The organism is Streptomyces sp. Isolate_45 (genome assembly GCF_024721315.2).
GTDB lineage: Bacteria > Actinomycetota > Actinomycetes > Streptomycetales > Streptomycetaceae > Streptomyces.
The window spans coordinates 65,117-82,288 of the sequence record NZ_JANFAK020000006.1 but is presented as its reverse complement, the minus strand read 5'-3'; the positions used below and the strand labels follow the sequence as shown (position 1 = coordinate 82,288).

The following is a 17,172-nucleotide window of genomic DNA, read 5'->3' as shown; positions in this document are numbered from 1 at the left end:
GACACCACGGCCGGACTCCTCCCTTCCACCGACTGGCCCACAATGGAGCGGTGACCCCCGAAGACTTCGCCGCGCTCCTCACCCCCGAGGGCCACGCGCTCCTCGACTCGCTCCGCGACCACGACCCCGCCCAGGAGCTGGCCCTCGCCACCCGGCTGCGCCGCGAACACCCCGCGCCCCTGGTGTCGGCGGCGCTGGGGCAGGCCCGGCTGCGGCAGCGGGCGGTGGCGAAGTTCGGGGCCGAGGACGCGTTCCGGATGTACTTCACGCCCGGCGGCGGCGAGATGGCCACCCGCGCACCGGTGGCCTCGTACCGCGCGGGCCGCCTCGCGGACCTCGGCGTACGGAGCGTCGCGGACCTCTGCTGCGGCATCGGCGGGGACGCCATCGCCCTGGCCCGGCTCGGGATCCGGGTGCTGGCGGTGGACATCGACCCGCTGACGGTGGCCGTCGCCCGGGCCAACGCCGAGGCGTTGGGCCTGGCGGACCTGATCGAGGTCCGGGAGGCGGACGTGACGGACGTGGACGTGTCCGGGTACGACGCCGTCTTCATCGACCCCGCGCGCCGCGGCGGCCGCGGCCGCGTCTTCGACCCGGAGTCGTACTCGCCGCCGCTGTCGTGGGCCGTCGCCACGGCCCGTACGGCGAAGTACGCGGCCCTCAAGGTCGCCCCCGGCATCCCGCACGAGGCGGTGCCGGAGGAGGCCGAGGCGGAGTGGATCTCCGACCACGGCGACGTCAAGGAGGCCGTGCTGTGGTTCGGGACCGCTCCCGGCACCGTACGCGCCACCCTGCTGCCCGGCCCGCGGCAGCTGCACACCACCGACCCGCTGCCCGACCCGGAGGCGGGTCCGGTCGGCCGCTGGCTCTACGAGCCGGACGGGGCCGTGATCCGCGCCCACCTCGTCGCCGAGGTGGCCGAGGAGCTCGGCGGCCGGCTCATCGACCCGACCATCGCCTACGTCACCGCCGACGAGCTGCGCCCGACGCCCTACGCGACCGCGTACGAGATCACCGACGTGCTGCCGTTCGGGCTCAAGAAGCTGAAGGCCCTGATGCGCGAGCGCGGGGTCGGCATCCTGACCGTGAAGAAGCGCGGGTCGGCAATCGAGCCGGAGGAGCTCCGCAGGAAGGTGAAGCCGCAGGGGCCGAACTCCGCGACGGTGTTCCTGACGCGGGTGGCGGGAGCCCCCTCGATGTTGATCGGCTCCCCCGCCCGGACGCCGGAGGCCTGACGCGGACCCCGGCCCCGCCGGGATCCGTCAGTACGCCGTGTCCTGGAGGACCGGCAGGGCCGGTCGGGTCGCCGCCCGTACCGGTCGGCCCGAGCGCGCCAGCCGGCGGTGGTGCACGCCCGCCCTGGCCAGGCCCAGCAGGCCGGTGATCCACAGGATCATGCCGAGTCCCATGAAGTAGGCGACCTCGCCGTACGCGCCCTCCCCCGGCCGCGCCCCGGCGGCGGCCGCGAAGGCCACCCAGAGCCCGGTCGCGCCCAGGGCGAGCGAACCGGTCAGCCACACCATGCTCCGCCCGGGCGCGCGCAGCAGCGCGCTGCCGGTGGCGGCGGGGTCCCGTACGGCTTCGAGCCAGGCGCACAGCAGTCGGCTCAGCTGCCGCTCCTGCCGGACGCCGCGGACGAACCAGGAACCGGCCGCCACCAGCACGCCCGACCCGATCAGGCCGAAGACGAACCCGAAGAAGCACGAGAGCGGGTCGCCGGACCCGAAGGCGGTGACGGCGATGCCGACGAAGGTCCAGCCGATCACGAACAGCGCGGCGACGGCCCAGAGCAGCAACAGTCGCCCCAGGCCGAGGTTGCGCCGGCTCAGGTCCGCCAGGAACCGCGCCCGGTCGGCCCGTACGGCGCCCTCGTCCAGCCACTCGCGCAGGTGCGCGGGCGGCGGCGGGGGCGGGAGGTCACGACGAGACATGGACATGACCATAGCGGCAGCCGGTACAGCGCCACCGGAGCCCGCTTCGACCCCCGGGCCGGCCGCCCGACCGGGACCCCGGGCCCGGCGGCCGGCGGCCGGCCCGCGGGCACGGAGGACCCCGCCCGCGGCCTCAGCCGCCCGTGACCTCCACCGACTCGAACCGCCACCGGTGCACGGCCCGCGTGATCAGGTCGGCGGCCGGTTCCGGCAGCTGGGGCAGCTCCGCCGCCGTGCCCTCGACGGCCTCCCACCAGGTGATGACGAGCACCCGGTCCTGGCCGCCCCGCAGTACCTCACGACGCACCGGCTCCCGGGCCAGGACCTGCGCCCGGGCCCACTCCAGCAGCTCGTTGCCCCGACCCTCGACGGCCCGGGCCTCCCACATCAGCGCGACGGTGCTCACGAGTACAGGTTGTCCTTGCTCAGCTCGTGCACGTGGTCGTGGTCATGCCCGTGACCGTGACCGTGACCGTGACCGTGACCATGCCCGTGCGCGTCGCCGGAATCGTCCCCGCCCGACACCCCGGGGACGTGCGGTTCGGTCACCGGCAGCGAGGAGTCGGCGGACAGGTCCCAGTCGGACGCCGGCCGGTTCCGCTTGACCATCTCGGCGCCCAGCGCCGCGACCATCGCGCCGTTGTCCGTGCACAGCTTCGGCCGCGGCACGCGCAGGATGATCCCCGCGTCGTCGCAGCGCTCCTGCGCGAGCGAGCGGAGCCGGGAGTTGGCGGCGACACCGCCGCCGATCATCAGGTGGTCGACGCCCTCGTCCTTGCAGGCACGGATCGCCTTGCGGGTCAGCACGTCCACCACCGCCTCCTGGAAGGAGGCGGCCACGTCGCGCACCGGCACCTCCTCGCCCGCCTTCCGCTTCGCCTCGATCCAGCGGGCGACGGCCGTCTTGAGGCCGGAGAAGGAGAAGTCGTACGCCGCGTCGCGCGGCCCCGTCAGACCGCGCGGGAAGTTGATCGCCTTCGGGTCGCCCTCCCGCGCGAGCCGGTCGATGACCGGGCCGCCGGGGAAGCCGAGCTGGAGCACCCGGGCGATCTTGTCGAAGGCCTCGCCGGCGGCGTCGTCGATGGTCGCGCCGAGCGGACGGACGTCGGAGGTGATGTCCGGGGCCAACAGCAGCGAGGAGTGGCCGCCGGACACCAGCAGCGCCATGGTCGGCTCGGGCAGCGGCCCGTGTTCCAGCTGGTCGACGCAGATGTGCGAGGCGAGGTGGTTGACCCCGTAGAGCGGCTTGCCCAGCGCGTACGCGTACGCCTTCGCCGCCGAGACGCCCACGAGCAGCGCTCCGGCCAGCCCGGGGCCGGCGGTGACCGCGATGCCGTCGAGGTCGCGGGCGCTGACGCCGGCCTCCTTCAGGGCGCGCTCGATGGTGGGGACCATGGCCTCCAGGTGGGCCCTGGAGGCGACCTCGGGCACGACGCCGCCGAAGCGGGCGTGCTCGTCGACGCTCGACGCGATGGCGTCCGCGAGCAGGGTCGTGCCGCGGACGACGCCGACGCCGGTCTCGTCGCAGGAGGTCTCGATGCCGAGGACGAGAGGTTCGTCAGCCATTGCTCTCACTGCTCTCAGTTCGTGCTTGTGCGGGGTCGGTCAGTCGCATCACGAGCGCGTCGACGTTCCCGGGCTGGTAGTAGCCGCGGCGGAAGCCGATCGGTTCGAAGCCGAAGCGCTCGTAGAGCCGCTGGGCGCGGGTGTTGTCGACCCGGACCTCCAGCAGCACCTCGGCGCATTCGAAGGCGGTCGCGGCGCGCAGCAGTTCGGACAGCAGCCGGGCTCCGAGGCCGGTGCCCCACTGCTCGCGGGCGACCGCGATGGTCTGTACGTCGGCCAGGTCACCGGCGGAGGCCAGCCCGGCGTAGCCCGCCAGGCGGCCGGTCGCCGGGTCCTCGGCGACGACGTAGCGGCGGGTGGCGTGCGGGCCGCGCGCGTGGGCGAGTTCGGACCAGAACATGCCGGCGGACCAGGCGTCGTCGGGGAAGAGCTCGTGTTCCAGCTCCAGCACCGGGTCGATGTCCCACCAGCGCATCTCGCGCAGCGCGGGGGTCTCGGGGGTCACTTCGGGGTGACCACCTTGTAGTTCTTGGGCACCTGGGCGTCGGGCCGGCGCAGGTAGAGCGGGGTGGGCGGGAGGAACTCCGCGCCCGCCGCGAGCCGTTCGGCGGCCAGGGCCGCGAGGGAGGCGGCCGACTGGTGCTCGGGGGCGCGCGCGTCCGTGAACACCTCGGGGTAGAGGTGGGCGCCCTGGCCCACGGCGGGCAGTCCGGCGACGCGCTCGGCGATGTCGGCCGGGCGGTCCACGGCGGGCTCGCCGGTCCGGGTGCGGGCGTCCTCGTACCGGGCCCAGTAGACCTCCTTGCGCCGCGCGTCGGTGGCGACGACGAAGGGGCCCTCGATGCCGGCGGCGCCCGCGGCGTACGCGAGTCCGTCGAGGGTGCACAGGCCGTGGACCGGGACGCCGAGGACGGAGGCGAAGGTGGAGGCGGTGACGAGGCCGACGCGGAGCCCGGTGTAGGGGCCGGGGCCGACGCCCACGACGATGCCGGTGACGGCTTCGAGCTTCAGCCCGGCCTCGGCGAGGACCTTGTCCACGGAGGGCAGCAGGAGCTCCCCGTGGCGGCGGGCGTCGACCTGGTTCGACTCGGCGAGGACGGACTCCCCGTCGTGCAGGGCGACGGTGACGGCGGGCGTGGCGGTATCTACAGCGAGCAAGAGCACGCGAACAGCCTACGACTCCCGGGCCCCAGGGCCTTGCGGCCGGGGCGTCGGGCGGTCCTGCTGCTACCTTTCGACCGGGGTATCGCACCCAAGTCCGGACGCAGGTCCACACACAGGCGCGGAGAGGTGGAGCAAGGTGGCACGCAGCAGCTCGGGAATCGTGGCCGGGCTCACGGTCGCGGCAATCGCCGCCGTCGCGTTCCTCGGCTACCAGGCCTCGGCGACCGCGCCGGCGCTCCCCCCGAAGGCGGCTCCGACCGCCCCCGCGCCCGCCGCCCCCGATCAGGCCCAGGCCCAGCAGCCGGCGAAGCCGGGGGCCGTGCCGGCCGACTCCGGGATCGGCACGCGCGTCGTTTACTCGCTGGCCCAGAAGCGGGTGTGGCTGGTCACGGAGGGGGCTCCGGAGCCGCGGACGTTCACGGTGGTGCCGAGCTCGGTGAACCCGGTGCCCGGCGGCTACGTGGTCACGTCGCGCTCGGGTTCGGTCACGGGCACGGACGGGGTGCCGATCGAGCACGTCGTGCGGTTCACCAGCACCGAGGGCGTCGCGGTCGGCTTCAGTGCCCGCGTGGACGGCGCGACGCCGGCGCCGGACCTGACGAAGAAGACCGGCGGCATCCGCATGGCGCGGGCGGACGGCGACGCGATGTGGGCGTTCGCCACGATCGGCGCGAAGATCGTCGTCGTTCCCTGACCCGACGCGGTCCGACCGACGCGCCGTCTCCCGACTTCGCGCCGTCTCCCGACTTCGCGCCGTCTCCCGACCGACGCGCCGTCTCCCGGCCGCCCGGCCGTCTCCCGACGCGTTTCACCCGTACGTGGGTATCAGGCCGCTTCCGACTCCGGGGCGGCCTGTTCGCCGTGCGCGGGCGGCACGGCGACGGCCCGCGGTGCTTCCGGGGACCGGCCGAGCCACGAGGGCGGGGTCGAGACCGCCGTGGCGGCCGCGCCCGCCGCGAGCAGGACCCGCATGGACACGACGGGCGCTCGCTCTGCTCCTGCTGCCGACATGGCTGCCTCCTGAACCCGGGACACCGTACTTAGGTAAACCTAACCAGTGCTGAGTACCATGTGACCACGCAGCCCGCCGGGAGCGCAATGTTTTCCCGACGACTTGTCGGTACCTTTTCGCGCGAGGAGCCCCGGCGGGACGCCCGGGACGCTCCCCGACCGGCCGATCCCGGGCGCCGACGCCGCGCTACGCCAATCCCGCCAACCCCGCTCCGACCCAGCGCGCGCCGACGCCGCGCACCGCGACCTCGCGCACGTCGTCCAGGACCTCCTCGTGGCCGACCGCCCGGCCGATGACCACGTGCAGGCGGTCGTCGGAGAGCTCCTCCACCTTGCCGTCGCCCCATTCGACGACGACCACGGACTCGGGCAGCGAGACGTCGAGGTCCAGGTCCTCCATCTCGTCGAGCCCGCCGCCCAGCCGGTACGCGTCCACGTGCACCAGCGCCGGCCCGTCGGCCAGGGGCGGGTGCACGCGGGCGATCACGAAGGTCGGGGAGGTCACCGCCCCGCGGACGCCGAGCCCCTCGCCGAGGCCACGGGTCAGGGTGGTCTTGCCCGCGCCGAGCTCGCCGGTCAGCAGGACGAGGTCGCCGGGGCGCAGCAGGCCGGCGATCCTGCGGCCCAGGTCCTGCATGGAGGCGGGCGAGTCGACGGTGATCAGGGTTTCGGCGGCGGTTCCGGCGAGGACCTCAGCGGCCGGGCTGCGCGGCGCTTCCCGCGGTACTTCTTCCATCATGCGTCCCAACGTTAGTCGCTGCGGGAAGGGCTCCCGCGCGCGCCAGGAGGCCGGTCAGCAGCCCGGTCACGATGTCGGGGCGCTCCAGCATCATCAGGTGCCCGGCGCCTTCCAGCACCACCAGTTCGGCGGCCGGCAGCGTCTCCTTGATGGCCACGCTGTGCTCGGGCGGGGTGATCATGTCCCGGTCGGCGGCGATGACGGTGACGGGGATGTCCGCGAACCGCTGGAGCGCCGCGGTCTTGTCGTGGGTCTGGAACGCCGGGTAGAACGCGGCGACGACGTCGATCGGGGTCGCCTCGATCAGCCGCTCGGCGAAGCGGGCGACGCCGGGGTCCACGTCCCTCGAACCGAACGAGTACATCTTGATCATGCCCGCGAAGAGGTCGGCGGTGGCCCGCCGGCCCCGCTCCACCAGTTCGGTCTGGGAGCCGAGGGCCCTGAGCACGCCCGGGAGCACGCGGCGTACGGCGCCCAGGCCGTAGGCGGGCAGCCCGTAGGTCACCTCGTCGAGGCGGCCGCTGGAGGTGCCGACGAGCGCCACGCCGACGACGCGGTCGCGCACCAGGTCGGGGAACTGCTCGGCGAGGGCCATGACGGTCATTCCGCCCATCGAGTGGCCGACGAGCACGAGGGGGCCCTCGGGGGCGGCGGCGTCGATGACGGCCTTCAGGTCCCGGCCGAGCTGCTCGATGGTCACCGGTACGCCCTCGGCCTGGGCGACGCCCCGCGCGCTGCGGCCGTGGCTGCGCTGGTCCCAGTAGACGCTGCGGACCACCCCGCGCAGGGCGGCGCGCTGGAAGTGCCAGGAGTCCTGGCCGAGGCAGTAGCCGTGGCAGAAGACGACGGTGGCGCCGGCGGTGTCCGCGCGGCGCGGGCGCCGCTTCTTGCCGTCGTCGGGCAGTTCGTCGGTCTCGTAGTGGAGCTCGGTGCCGTCCTCGGCCCGACAGGTGCCCTCGGTGCCGCGCAGGGAGCCGTAGTCGCCGGCCGCGTCGAGCGCGAGGCGCGCCTTCATCCGCAGGCCACGTCCGACGGTGATCCGTTCGACGGCGACACCGGCCGCCGCGCCCGCCGCCAGCACGCCGATGGCCGCGCCGGCCCAGCCCGCCTTGCGCCAGTTCTCGCTCATGCCGTCGCCGTCCTCACTCAGCCGCCCAGGTACACCCGGGGGACCCGGCCTCCGATACGGGTGACGATCTCATACCCGATCGTATGCGCCGCTCGAGCCCAGTCCTCGGCGGTGGGTTCGCCCCGTTCGGCGTCACCGAACAGGACGGCCTCGTCGCCGGCCCGGAGCTCCGCGGCTCCCGGGTCGGATCCGAGGTCGACGACGAACTGGTCCATGGCGATCCGCCCGGCCGCGTGGTGGATCCGGCCGCCGACCAGGACGGGGCCGGCGTCGGAGGCGTTCCGCGGGAACCCGTCGGCGTACCCGGCGGGAATGAGCGCGAGCGTCGTCTCGGACTCGGTGACGTGGTGGTGGCCGTAGCTCACCCCGTGGCCCGCGGGGACCGTCTTGACCAGGGCGACGGACGCCCGGACGGTCATGGCGGGGCGCAGGCCGAGTTGGGCGGGGGTGCCGAGTTCGGGCGCCGGTGAGACGCCGTAGACGGCGAGGCCCGGTCGGACGAGGTCGAAGTGGCTCTCGGGGAGGGTGAGCGTGGCCGGGGAGTTGGCGATGTGCCGGACCTCGGGGTCGACGCCCTCCTTCTCCGCGTACGCGAGCATGTCGCGGAAGGCGGCGAGCTGGAGCTGGATGGACGGGTGGCCCGGCTCGTCGGCGCAGGCGAAGTGCGACCAGACGCCGGTGACCTGGACGGTGCCCTCGGCCTGGGCGGCGACGGCGGCGCCGACCAGTTCCGCCCATTCGGCGGGCTGGCAGCCGTTGCGGCCGAGGCCGGTGTCGGCCTTGAGCTGGACGCGGGCGGGTCGGCCGGCGGCGCGGGCCGCGGCGCGGACCTCGTCCAGGGCCCACATCGCGCTGACGGACACGTCGACGTCGGCCTCGATGGCTTCCCGCCAGGGGCCGCCGGGGGTCCACAGCCAGCACAGCACCGGTCCCCCGATGCCGGCGGCCCGCAGTTCGAGCGCTTCCTCGGGGGTCGCGGTCCCGAGCCAGTCGGCGCCGGCCTCCCGGGCCGCCCGGGCGCAGGGGACGGCCCCGTGCCCGTAGGCGTTCGCCTTGACGACGGCCATCAGCCGGGAACGGGGCGCCCGCGCGCGCAGTGCGCGTACGTTCTCCCGTACTGCGTCAAGGTCGATCTCGGCGTACACGCGCGTCGGTGTCTCGTTCATCGAGGTCAGTCTCTCAGAACCGCCCCGTACCGCCCGCCCCGCACCGGCCGCGGTACGGGGCCAATCCGACCCTCCGGGACAAAAACCCACCGCACGGGCGGCGCGTCAGCGCAGGACGTCGCGCCACGCCTCGGGCAGGGCCCGCGCCACCTCGTGGGCCGTCACCGGGGCTCCGGCCGAGGCGCGGCGGGCGGCCAGGCCGTGCAGGTACGCCGCCACCGACCCGGCGTCCACCCCGCCGAGCCCGGCCGCGAGCAGCGATCCGGCCAGCCCGGACAGCACGTCACCGCTCCCGGCGGTCGCGAGCCACGGGGTCCCGGTCGGATTGACCCGCACGGGGGCCGCGCCGGAGGCCACCAACGTCGTCGACCCCTTCAGCAGGACCGTCGCCCCGTACCGTGCGGCCAGCGCCCGTACGGAGGCCAGTCGGCCCGCCTCGACCGCCGCCCGGTCCACCCCGAGCAGGGCCGCGGCCTCGCCCGCGTGCGGGGTCAGCAGGGTCGCCGCCCGGCGTCCGCGCACCACGGCCGGGTCCAGTCCGCGCAGCCCGTCGGCGTCGACGAGCACCGCCGCGTCCGGGTCGGCCAGCGCCTCGGCGACCTCCGCGCCGCGCCCGTCGCCGATGCCCGGCCCGACGACCCACGCCTGTACCCGGCCGCGCCCGATCAGGGTCTCCGGGTACCGCGCGAGCACGGCCTCCGCGACGGCCGGTGGGCCCAAGTACCGGACGGCGCCGGCGCCGCCGCGCAGGGCTCCGGCCACGGCCAGGACCGCCGCGCCCGGGTAGCGGTCGGACCCGGCGACGATCCCTACGACGCCCCGCCGGTACTTGTCGCTCGACGCCGTGGGGGCGGGCAGCAGCCGGGCCACGTCGGCGTGTTGCAGGGCCTCCAGGTCGGGGACGGGCAGCTCCAGCCCGATGTCCACGAGCCGTACGGCGCCGGCCAGCGACGCCCCCGGGTCGATGAGCAACCCGGGCTTGTACGCCCCGAAGGCGACCGTCACCCCGGCCGTGACGGCCGGGCCCGCCGTCTCCCCGGTGTCCGCGTCGACCCCGCTGGGCAGGTCGGCGGCGACGACGAGCGCCCCGTCCGGCACCCGCTCCACGAGCGCGGCGGCGGCCGGCCGCAGTCCGCCACGGCCGCCGATGCCGAGCAGTCCGTCCACGACGAGGTCGGCCCGCGCCGGGACGGCCGGCGCGAGTCGCCCTCCGGCGGCCCGCAGCGCGGCGAGCCCGCCCGCGTGCACCCGCTCGGGATCCATCGGCACGGCCGTCACCCCGGCGCCGCGCCGGGCCAGGCGGGCGCCGGCGTACAGGGCGTCGCCGCCGTTGTCGCCGGGTCCGACGAGCAGCACGACCTTCGACCCGTAGACCCGGCCGCGACGGCGCGTGAGCAGGCCCGCGCAGACGACGGCCAGTCCGGCCGCCGCCCGGGCCATGAGGGTGCCTTCGGGCAACCGGGCCATCAGCTCGCGCTCGGCGGCCCGTACGGTCTCCACGCTGTAAGCAGTACGCATGCTCACCAGCCTGCCCGAAAAGGACGGTCAGCCCTCGGCGATCACCACGGCCGACGCCACTCCGGCGTCGTGGCTCAGCGAGATGTGCCAGGACTTCACCCCGAGGGCCTCGGCCCGCGCGGCGACCGTCCCGGAGACGCGCAGCCGGGGCCGGCCGGTGTCCTCCACGTACACCTCGGCGTCGGTCCACAGCAGCCCGCCGGGCGCGCCGAGGGCCTTGGCGAGGGCTTCCTTGGCGGCGAAGCGGGCGGCGAGCGAGGCGGTTCCGCGTCGCTCGCCGCTCGGCAGCGTCAGCTCGGATTCGAGGAAGAGGCGGTGCGCCATGTTCGGCGTGCGCTCCAGCGCGGCGCCGAACCGCTCGATCTCGGCAACGTCAATCCCCACACCGACAATCACAGCAACGAACCAGCCCTACTGATCGCTCACTCCACGGTCACCGACTTGGCGAGGTTACGCGGCTGGTCGACCTCGTTGCCGCGCGCGGTCGCCAGCTCGCAGGCGAAGACCTGGAGCGGCACGGTCGCCACCAGCGGCTGGAGCAGGGTGGGCGTCGCCGGGATCCGGATCAGGTGGTCGGCGTACGGGACGACCGCCTCGTCGCCCTCCTCCGCGATCACGATGGTCCGCGCCCCGCGGGCCCGGATCTCCTGGATGTTCGACACGATCTTGTCGTGGAGCACGGACCGGCCGCGCGGTGACGGTACGACGACGACCACCGGCAGGTCCTGCTCGATCAGGGCGATCGGCCCGTGCTTGAGCTCGCCCGCCGCGAAGCCCTCGGCGTGCATGTACGCGAGCTCCTTGAGCTTGAGCGCGCCCTCCAGCGCCACCGGGTAGCCGACGTGCCGGCCGAGGAACAGCACCGTGTCCTTGTCGGCGAGGGAGCGCGCGAGGGCCCGTACGGGCTCCATCGTCTCCAGCACGGTGTCCACGGCGGCGGCGATGTCCGACAGCTCCCGGATCACGGCCCGGATCTCGTCGCCCCACTTGGTGCCGCGGACCTGCCCCAGGTAGAGGGCGACGAGGTAGCAGGCCACCAGCTGCGTCAGGAACGCCTTGGTGGAGGCGACGGCGACCTCGGGGCCGGCGTGCGTGTAGAGCACGGCGTCCGATTCGCGCGGGATCGTGGAGCCGTTCGTGTTGCAGACGGCCAGCACCTTGGCGCCCTGCTCGCGGGCGTGCCGCAGGGCCATCAGGGTGTCCATGGTCTCGCCGGACTGCGAGATGGCGATGACGAGCGTCCGCTGGTCGAGGATCGGGTCGCGGTAGCGGAACTCGCTGGCCAGCTCGGTCTCGCAGGGGATGCGGGTCCAGTGCTCGATGGCCAGCTTCGCGATCATGCCGGCGTGGTAGGCGGTGCCGCAGGCCACGATGACGACCTTGTCGACCTCGCGGAGCACCGAGGTGGGGATGCGGACCTCATCGAGGGTCAGCAGGCCGCTGCCGTCGATGCGGCCCAGGAGGGTGTCGGCGACGGCCTTCGGCTGCTCGGCGATCTCCTTGAGCATGAAGTAGTCGTAGCCGCCCTTCTCGGCCGCGGAGGCGTCCCAGTCGACGTGGTACGCCCGCACCTCCGCGGGCGCCCCGTCGAAGTCGGTGACCACGACCCCGTCGCGGCGCAGTTCCACGACCTGGTCCTGGCCCAGTTCGATCGCGGAGCGGGTGTGCGCGATGAAGGCGGCGACGTCCGAGGCGAGGAAGTTCTCGCCCTCGCCCACGCCCACCACCAGCGGGGAGTTGCGGCGGGCTCCGACGACGACGTCCGGCTGGTCGGCGTGCACCGCGACCAGGGTGAAGGCGCCCTGGAGGCGACGGCAGACCCGGCGCATGGATTCGGAGAGGTCCCCCCACACGGCGAACTGCTCGGCGAGCAGGTGCGCGACGACCTCGGTGTCGGTCTCGGACTCCAGCCGGTGCCCGCGCTCGGCCAGTTCGCCGCGCAGTTCGGCGAAGTTCTCGATGATGCCGTTGTGGACGACGGCCACCCGGCCGGAGTTGTCCAGATGGGGATGGGCGTTGACGTCGGTGGGCCCTCCGTGGGTGGCCCACCGGGTGTGCCCGAGGCCGGTGGAGCCGGCCGGCAGGGGCTGCCCGACGAGTTCCTTCTCCAGGTTGACCAGCTTGCCGGCCTTCTTGACGTTGGCGAGTTGCCCGTCGGCGAGCACGGCGATGCCCGCCGAGTCGTAGCCGCGGTACTCCAGCCGCTTCAGTCCGGCGATGACCACATCGAGCGCCGATTGCGCTCCTACGTAACCCACAATTCCGCACATAGGCGGCAGCGTACGCCGATGTCGGCCCCGTGCCCCGTACCCGAACAGGACGAAAACCCCGCTCCGGGGAATCCACCGGAACGGGGTTGACGACCTGTTCGAACACGTGCGCCCGGTCGGGCGCACACGACTCAGCCCAGCTTCTTGACCTGCGCGTCGACGACCGCCTTCGGCTGCTCGGTCTTCAGGCCCCAGGTGTAGAAGCCGGCCAGGGTGTTGCCCTTGCGCACCACCACGAAGTGGGTGGTGGACTTCTCGCCGTCCTCCAGGTCCATGGGCGCGGTGTAGGCCACGGCCTCGTCGCCACCGGTGACGGCGGCACCCGGGGTGACGCCGGTGTACTTCACCTTGTCGCCGTCGGAGGTGACGGTGAAGCCGGCGGCGCACGCGGTGGCCGCGGTCTTCACCGCGGCGAAGGCCTCCTCGGCGCCCTTGCCGTCGTACGAGGAGACGGTGACCAGGGTCTGGGCGCCGCCGATCGCCTTCAGCGCGGCCTCGACCTTCTCCTCGGCGGAGGCGCTCGCCGGCAGCTCCTTGGCCTTGTCCTTGACGCCGGTGCGCCCGAGGCCGGTGGCCGTGGCGTTCTTCTGGGACGCCATGATCTGGACCAGCGGCTTGCAGGAGGCGTTCTCGGCCTCGGCCGGCATCGCGACGACCTTGGCGGCGGTCTCGGCCGAGACCACGTGGTCCGCGAGGTCCGCCTGGGTGACGACGAGGGCCGCCACCTCCGCGTCCGTCTTCCCCTTCGCGCCGGGCGCGGCCGAGGACGCCGCGGCACTGGCGGCCGCGGACGGCTTGGCGTCCGTCTTGGCGTCGGTGTCACCCGAACCGCAGGCGGTGACCAGCAGGCCCAGCGACACCGCGGAAGCGGTCAGGACGGTACGACGGACGAGTGCGGTACGCACGATGGATCTCCCCCATGAGGCACGACGAGCAGCAGGGCAGCCCGAGCCGCGCCCCGCACGGGCGGGGCGCGCATCCAAGGCCGCGATGACGATCAATGTACGGGCGCCGATCGATCATGCGATCGGGATTGTGACGCGCCCCGGCAATCGTGATGCTGACGAGACCCCCCGGGGCTCCGATCGATACCTGCTCGCGCACAACCCTCCGCGCCTCCGACGAAACCCCGTCCGACCTGCCCCGGTCCGTCCCGTCCCGGCCGACGTGACCGACCCCACCACCCACGGACGCCCCCGAGCCCCGACAATGGCCGTGTGATCACATCGCCGACGCGTGGCACGCCGGACCGCGCAACGGAGCGCACCGGCCCCCGCCGGGCCCCCGACGCCTCCCCGTACGTCGACCTCACCCGGGCGGAGTGGAGCGCGCTGCGCGAGCGCACGCCACTGCCCCTCACCGCGGACGAGGTGGAGCAGCTGCGCGGTCTGGGGGACGTCATCGACCTCGACGAGGTGCGGGACGTCTACCTGCCGCTGTCCCGGCTCCTGAACCTGTACGTCGAGGCCACCAGCAACCTCCGCGGCACCCTGAACACCTTCCTCGGCGACGCGGGCAACGGGCACGGCGCCCAGCAGGGCACCCCGTTCGTCATAGGCGTCGCCGGTTCGGTCGCCGTCGGCAAGTCCACGGTGGCCCGCCTGCTCCAGGCCCTGCTGGCCCGCTGGCCGGAGCACCCCCGGGTGGAGCTGGTCACCACGGACGGCTTCCTGTACCCGATGAAGGAGCTCCAGCGGCGCGGCCTGACCTCCCGCAAGGGCTTCCCGGAGTCCTACGACCGCCGCGCGCTGACCCGTTTCGTCGCCGACATCAAGGCCGGCAAGGACGAGGTGACGGCCCCGGTCTACTCCCACCTGATCTACGACATCGTCCCGGACGAGCGGCTCGTGGTGCGGCGCCCGGACATCCTCATCGTCGAGGGCCTCAACGTCCTCCAGCCGGCGCTGCCCGGCAAGGACGGCCGGACCCGCGTCGGGCTCGCCGACTACTTCGACTTCAGCGTGTACGTGGACGCCCGCCCGGAGGACATCGAGCGCTGGTACCTGGGCCGGTTCCGCAAGCTGCGCGCGACCGCGTTCCAGAACCCGTTCTCGTACTTCCGCAAGTACACGCAGGTCTCCGAGGAGGAGGCGCTGGAGTACGCGCAGACGATGTGGCGGACCGTCAACAAGCCGAACCTGATGGAGAACGTGGCCCCCACCCGCGGCCGCGCCACCCTCGTGGTGCGCAAGGGTCCGGACCACAAGGTGCAGAAGCTGAGCCTGCGCAAGCTCTAGCCCGCGGCCCGCTAGGCCCTAGGGTCGGGGCATGCTGCACCTGCGGATGATCTCCCCTGTGGACCGGACGGACGCGGTGGTGGCGATCGTCGAGAAGACGGTCGGAACCACCCATCTGGTCGTGCTGAAGGGCGCGGCCCGGGTCCCGCCGGGCGACCTCGTGCTGTGCGACGTCGCCCGTGAGGCCGGGGACGAGCTGCTCAAGGAGCTCCAGGAACTGGGTGTCGACGCGGACGGGTCGATCGCCGTCGAGAACATCGACCTGTCGCTGTCGCGGCGGGCCGACGCGGCCGAGGAGGAGGCTCCCGGCGAGGCCGCCGACGCCGTGCTGTGGAAGCAGCTGACGGAGGCCACCCACGAGGATTCGACGCTCACCATCACCTACTGCGCGTTCATGATCCTCGCGACGATGATCGCGGCCTGCGGCGTGGTGCTCGACAACGCGATCCTGGTCGTGGGCGCGATGGCGGTCGGCCCGGAGTTCGGTCCGCTCGCCGGGGTGTGCGTCGGGGTCGTGCGGCGGGAGCCGCGGCTCGCGCTGCGGTCCCTGTCCGCGCTGCTGATCGGCTTCGCGGCGGCGATGGCCGCCACCACCCTCTTCACCCTGGGCATGGACGCGATCGGGCAGTTCGAGCCGGGCATGTTGGACCGGCCCCGCCCGAACACCGGGTTCATCTGGCAGCCGGACCCGTTCTCCTTCGTGGTCTCGCTGCTGGCGGGCGTGGCCGGGATGCTGTCCCTGACCTCCGCGAAGTCGGGGGCGCTGGTCGGCGTCGCCATCTCGGTGACCACCGTCCCGGCCGCCGCGAACGCGGCCGTGGCCCTCGGCTACGCGGAGTTCGCCCAGATGTGGGGCTCGGTGGAGCAACTGTTGCTGAACCTGGGCGGGATCATGCTGGCCGGCGTACTGACCCTGTACGGGCAGAAAGCACTGTGGCGGACCCAGCAGGGACGCTGGATCCGCCGGGCCAAGGGCGGGGCCCCCGGCCGTTGAGTCGTGCGTTCTCCTAGCCGAGCGCCGATTTCACGACGTCCGCGAGCCGCCCGGCGACCGCGCGGGCCTGCTCGATGTCGGCGGCCTCCACCATCACCCGTACGAGCGGCTCCGTACCGGACGGACGGAGCAGCACCCGGCCGGTCGTGCCGAGCTCGCGCTCGGCCTCGGTGACCGCCGCTGCCAGCTCGCCCGAGGTCGTCACCCGGGACTTGTCCACGTCGGGCACGTTGATCAGGATCTGCGGCAGTCGCTTCATCACGCCGGCCAGCTCGGCCAGGGACCGGCCGGTGGCCGCGATCCGCGCCGCCAGCAGCAGGCCCGTGAGGGTGCCGTCGCCCGTCGTCGCGTGGTCGAGGATGATCACGTGGCCGGACTGCTCGCCGCCCAGCGCGTAGCCGTGCTCCTTCATCGACTCCAGCACGTAGCGGTCGCCGACCCCGGTCTGCACGACCTGGATGCCCTCGGCCTCCATCGCCAGCTTGAAGCCGAGGTTCGACATGACGGTGCCGACCACGGTGTTCTCGCGCAGTTGGCCCGCCTCGCGCATGGCCAGGGCCAGCACCGCGAGGATCTGGTCGCCGTCGACCTCCGCGCCGGCGTGGTCCACGGCCAGGCAGCGGTCGGCGTCGCCGTCGTGGGCGATGCCGAAGTCGGCGCCGTGCTCCACGACGGCCTGCTTCAGCAGGCCGAGGTGGGTGGATCCGCAGCCGTCGTTGATGTTCAGCCCGTCGGGCTCGGCGCCGATGGTGATGATCTCCGCCCCGGCGCGGGCGAAGGCCTCCGGGGACACGTACGCCGCAGCGCCGTGCGCCTCGTCGAGGACGACCTTGAGGCCTTCCAGACGGTTGGGCAGGACGCCGATCAGGTGGGCGACGTACTTGTCGAAGCCCTCCGTGTAGTCGGAGACCCGGCCGACGCCGGAGCCGGTGGGCCGGTCCCAGGGCGCGCCCGTGCGGTGCTCCTCGTAGACCGACTCGATCCGGTCCTCCAGGTCGTCGGCGAGCTTGTGCCCGCCGCGCGCGAAGAACTTGATGCCGTTGTCGGGCATGGCGTTGTGGCTGGCGGAGAGCATCACGCCGAGGTCGGCGCCCAGCGCACCGGTGAGATACGCCACCGCCGGGGTGGGCAGCACACCGACGCGCAGGACGTCCACGCCGGCGCTCGCGAGGCCCGCGACGACCGCGGCCTCCAGGAACTCGCCCGACGCACGCGGATCGCGGCCGACGACCGCCGTGGCCCGGTGGCCCGCGAAGGTGCCCGCCTCGGCCAGTACGTGTGCGGCCGCCACGGAGAGGCCGAGCGCGAGCTCGGCCGTCAGATCCGCGTTGGCGACGCCCCGTACACCGTCCGTCCCGAAGAGTCGTCCCACTGTTGTCCTCCCGAGTTCACGCTTCGCTTGTGACCGCTAGTGACAGGTATTTGCCGCTTATGGCGGTAAACGAAC

Annotated in this window: 18 protein-coding genes; 4 read left to right on the top strand and 14 right to left on the bottom strand. The window is 73.6% G+C overall.

Going from position 1 to position 17,172, the window contains the following annotated elements; all coding sequences use genetic code 11:
* Positions 1–32: 32 nt before the first annotated feature.
* Complete coding sequence (locus tag NOD94_RS03955) at positions 33–1,235, top strand: methyltransferase domain-containing protein (protein ID WP_281204278.1); 1,203 nt, start codon at positions 33–35, stop codon at positions 1,233–1,235.
* A 27-nt stretch (positions 1,236–1,262) separates the two neighbouring features.
* Here NOD94_RS03955 and NOD94_RS03950 read toward each other — a convergent pair whose 3' ends face one another.
* The 5 genes from NOD94_RS03950 to tsaB all read right to left on the bottom strand — a co-directional run bounded on the left by NOD94_RS03950 (position 1,263) and on the right by tsaB (position 4,661).
* A complete protein-coding gene (locus NOD94_RS03950; protein WP_281204257.1) occupies positions 1,263–1,931 on the bottom strand; it encodes a hypothetical protein in 669 nt (222 codons plus the stop codon).
* Between the two features lie 133 nt (positions 1,932–2,064).
* Complete coding sequence (locus tag NOD94_RS03945) at positions 2,065–2,337, bottom strand: hypothetical protein (RefSeq protein WP_281204256.1); 273 nt, start codon at positions 2,335–2,337, stop codon at positions 2,065–2,067.
* Positions 2,334–3,497, bottom strand: coding sequence for a tRNA (adenosine(37)-N6)-threonylcarbamoyltransferase complex transferase subunit TsaD (gene tsaD, locus NOD94_RS03940; RefSeq protein WP_281204255.1), 1,164 nt, complete (start codon positions 3,495–3,497; stop codon positions 2,334–2,336). Before tsaD ends, NOD94_RS03945 begins: the two co-directional genes overlap by 4 nt.
* Positions 3,490–3,972 (bottom strand): ribosomal protein S18-alanine N-acetyltransferase, encoded by a 483-nt coding sequence (gene rimI, locus NOD94_RS03935; protein WP_281204277.1) that lies wholly within the window; start codon positions 3,970–3,972, stop codon positions 3,490–3,492. The genes tsaD and rimI overlap by 8 nt, the downstream gene beginning before the upstream one ends.
* A gap of 26 nt (positions 3,973–3,998) precedes the next feature.
* Positions 3,999–4,661, bottom strand: a complete 663-nt coding sequence (tsaB, locus tag NOD94_RS03930) for a tRNA (adenosine(37)-N6)-threonylcarbamoyltransferase complex dimerization subunit type 1 TsaB (RefSeq protein ID WP_281204254.1) — start codon at positions 4,659–4,661, stop codon at positions 3,999–4,001.
* Between the two features lie 136 nt (positions 4,662–4,797).
* Here tsaB and NOD94_RS03925 point away from each other — a divergent pair, with 136 nt between their 5' ends.
* A complete protein-coding gene (locus tag NOD94_RS03925; protein WP_281204253.1) occupies positions 4,798–5,355 on the top strand; it encodes a hypothetical protein in 558 nt (185 codons plus the stop codon).
* Positions 5,356–5,486: 131 nt separating this feature from the next.
* Here the strand turns inward: NOD94_RS03925 and NOD94_RS03920 are convergent, their stop codons facing one another.
* The 8 genes from NOD94_RS03920 to NOD94_RS03885 all read right to left on the bottom strand — a co-directional run bounded on the left by NOD94_RS03920 (position 5,487) and on the right by NOD94_RS03885 (position 13,399).
* Positions 5,487–5,672, bottom strand: coding sequence for a hypothetical protein (locus NOD94_RS03920; RefSeq protein ID WP_281204252.1), 186 nt, complete (start codon positions 5,670–5,672; stop codon positions 5,487–5,489).
* A gap of 187 nt (positions 5,673–5,859) precedes the next feature.
* Positions 5,860–6,408 (bottom strand): tRNA (adenosine(37)-N6)-threonylcarbamoyltransferase complex ATPase subunit type 1 TsaE, encoded by a 549-nt coding sequence (gene tsaE, locus NOD94_RS03915; RefSeq protein WP_281204276.1) that lies wholly within the window; start codon positions 6,406–6,408, stop codon positions 5,860–5,862.
* The gene (locus NOD94_RS03910) at positions 6,365–7,540 is read right to left on the bottom strand and encodes an alpha/beta hydrolase (RefSeq protein ID WP_281204251.1); all 1,176 of its coding nucleotides are present in this window, start codon (positions 7,538–7,540) and stop codon (positions 6,365–6,367) included. The genes tsaE and NOD94_RS03910 overlap by 44 nt, the downstream gene beginning before the upstream one ends.
* A gap of 17 nt (positions 7,541–7,557) precedes the next feature.
* A complete protein-coding gene (gene alr, locus NOD94_RS03905) occupies positions 7,558–8,706 on the bottom strand; it encodes an alanine racemase (protein ID WP_281204250.1) in 1,149 nt (382 codons plus the stop codon).
* 105 nt (positions 8,707–8,811) lie between these two features.
* The gene (locus NOD94_RS03900) at positions 8,812–10,224 is read right to left on the bottom strand and encodes an NAD(P)H-hydrate dehydratase (protein WP_281204249.1); all 1,413 of its coding nucleotides are present in this window, start codon (positions 10,222–10,224) and stop codon (positions 8,812–8,814) included.
* A gap of 27 nt (positions 10,225–10,251) precedes the next feature.
* Complete coding sequence (locus NOD94_RS03895; RefSeq protein WP_281204248.1) at positions 10,252–10,620, bottom strand: holo-ACP synthase; 369 nt, start codon at positions 10,618–10,620, stop codon at positions 10,252–10,254.
* A 26-nt stretch (positions 10,621–10,646) separates the two neighbouring features.
* Positions 10,647–12,494, bottom strand: coding sequence for a glutamine--fructose-6-phosphate transaminase (isomerizing) (gene glmS / locus NOD94_RS03890; protein WP_281204247.1), 1,848 nt, complete (start codon positions 12,492–12,494; stop codon positions 10,647–10,649).
* Between the two features lie 131 nt (positions 12,495–12,625).
* Positions 12,626–13,399: a hypothetical protein gene (locus tag NOD94_RS03885; protein ID WP_281204246.1), complete on the bottom strand. Its 774-nt coding sequence runs from the start codon at positions 13,397–13,399 to the stop codon at positions 12,626–12,628.
* A gap of 312 nt (positions 13,400–13,711) precedes the next feature.
* Here NOD94_RS03885 and coaA point away from each other — a divergent pair, with 312 nt between their 5' ends.
* Positions 13,712–14,731, top strand: a complete 1,020-nt coding sequence (gene coaA, locus NOD94_RS03880) for a type I pantothenate kinase (RefSeq protein ID WP_281204245.1) — start codon at positions 13,712–13,714, stop codon at positions 14,729–14,731.
* A gap of 31 nt (positions 14,732–14,762) precedes the next feature.
* Entirely contained in the window at positions 14,763–15,725 is a 963-nt protein-coding gene (locus tag NOD94_RS03875; RefSeq protein WP_281204244.1) for a DUF389 domain-containing protein, read from the top strand.
* 13 nt (positions 15,726–15,738) lie between these two features.
* Here the strand turns inward: NOD94_RS03875 and glmM are convergent, their stop codons facing one another.
* On the bottom strand, positions 15,739–17,097 hold the full coding sequence (glmM, locus tag NOD94_RS03870) for a phosphoglucosamine mutase (RefSeq protein WP_281204243.1): 1,359 nt from the start codon (positions 17,095–17,097) through the stop codon (positions 15,739–15,741).
* Positions 17,098–17,172: the final 75 nt, after the last annotated feature.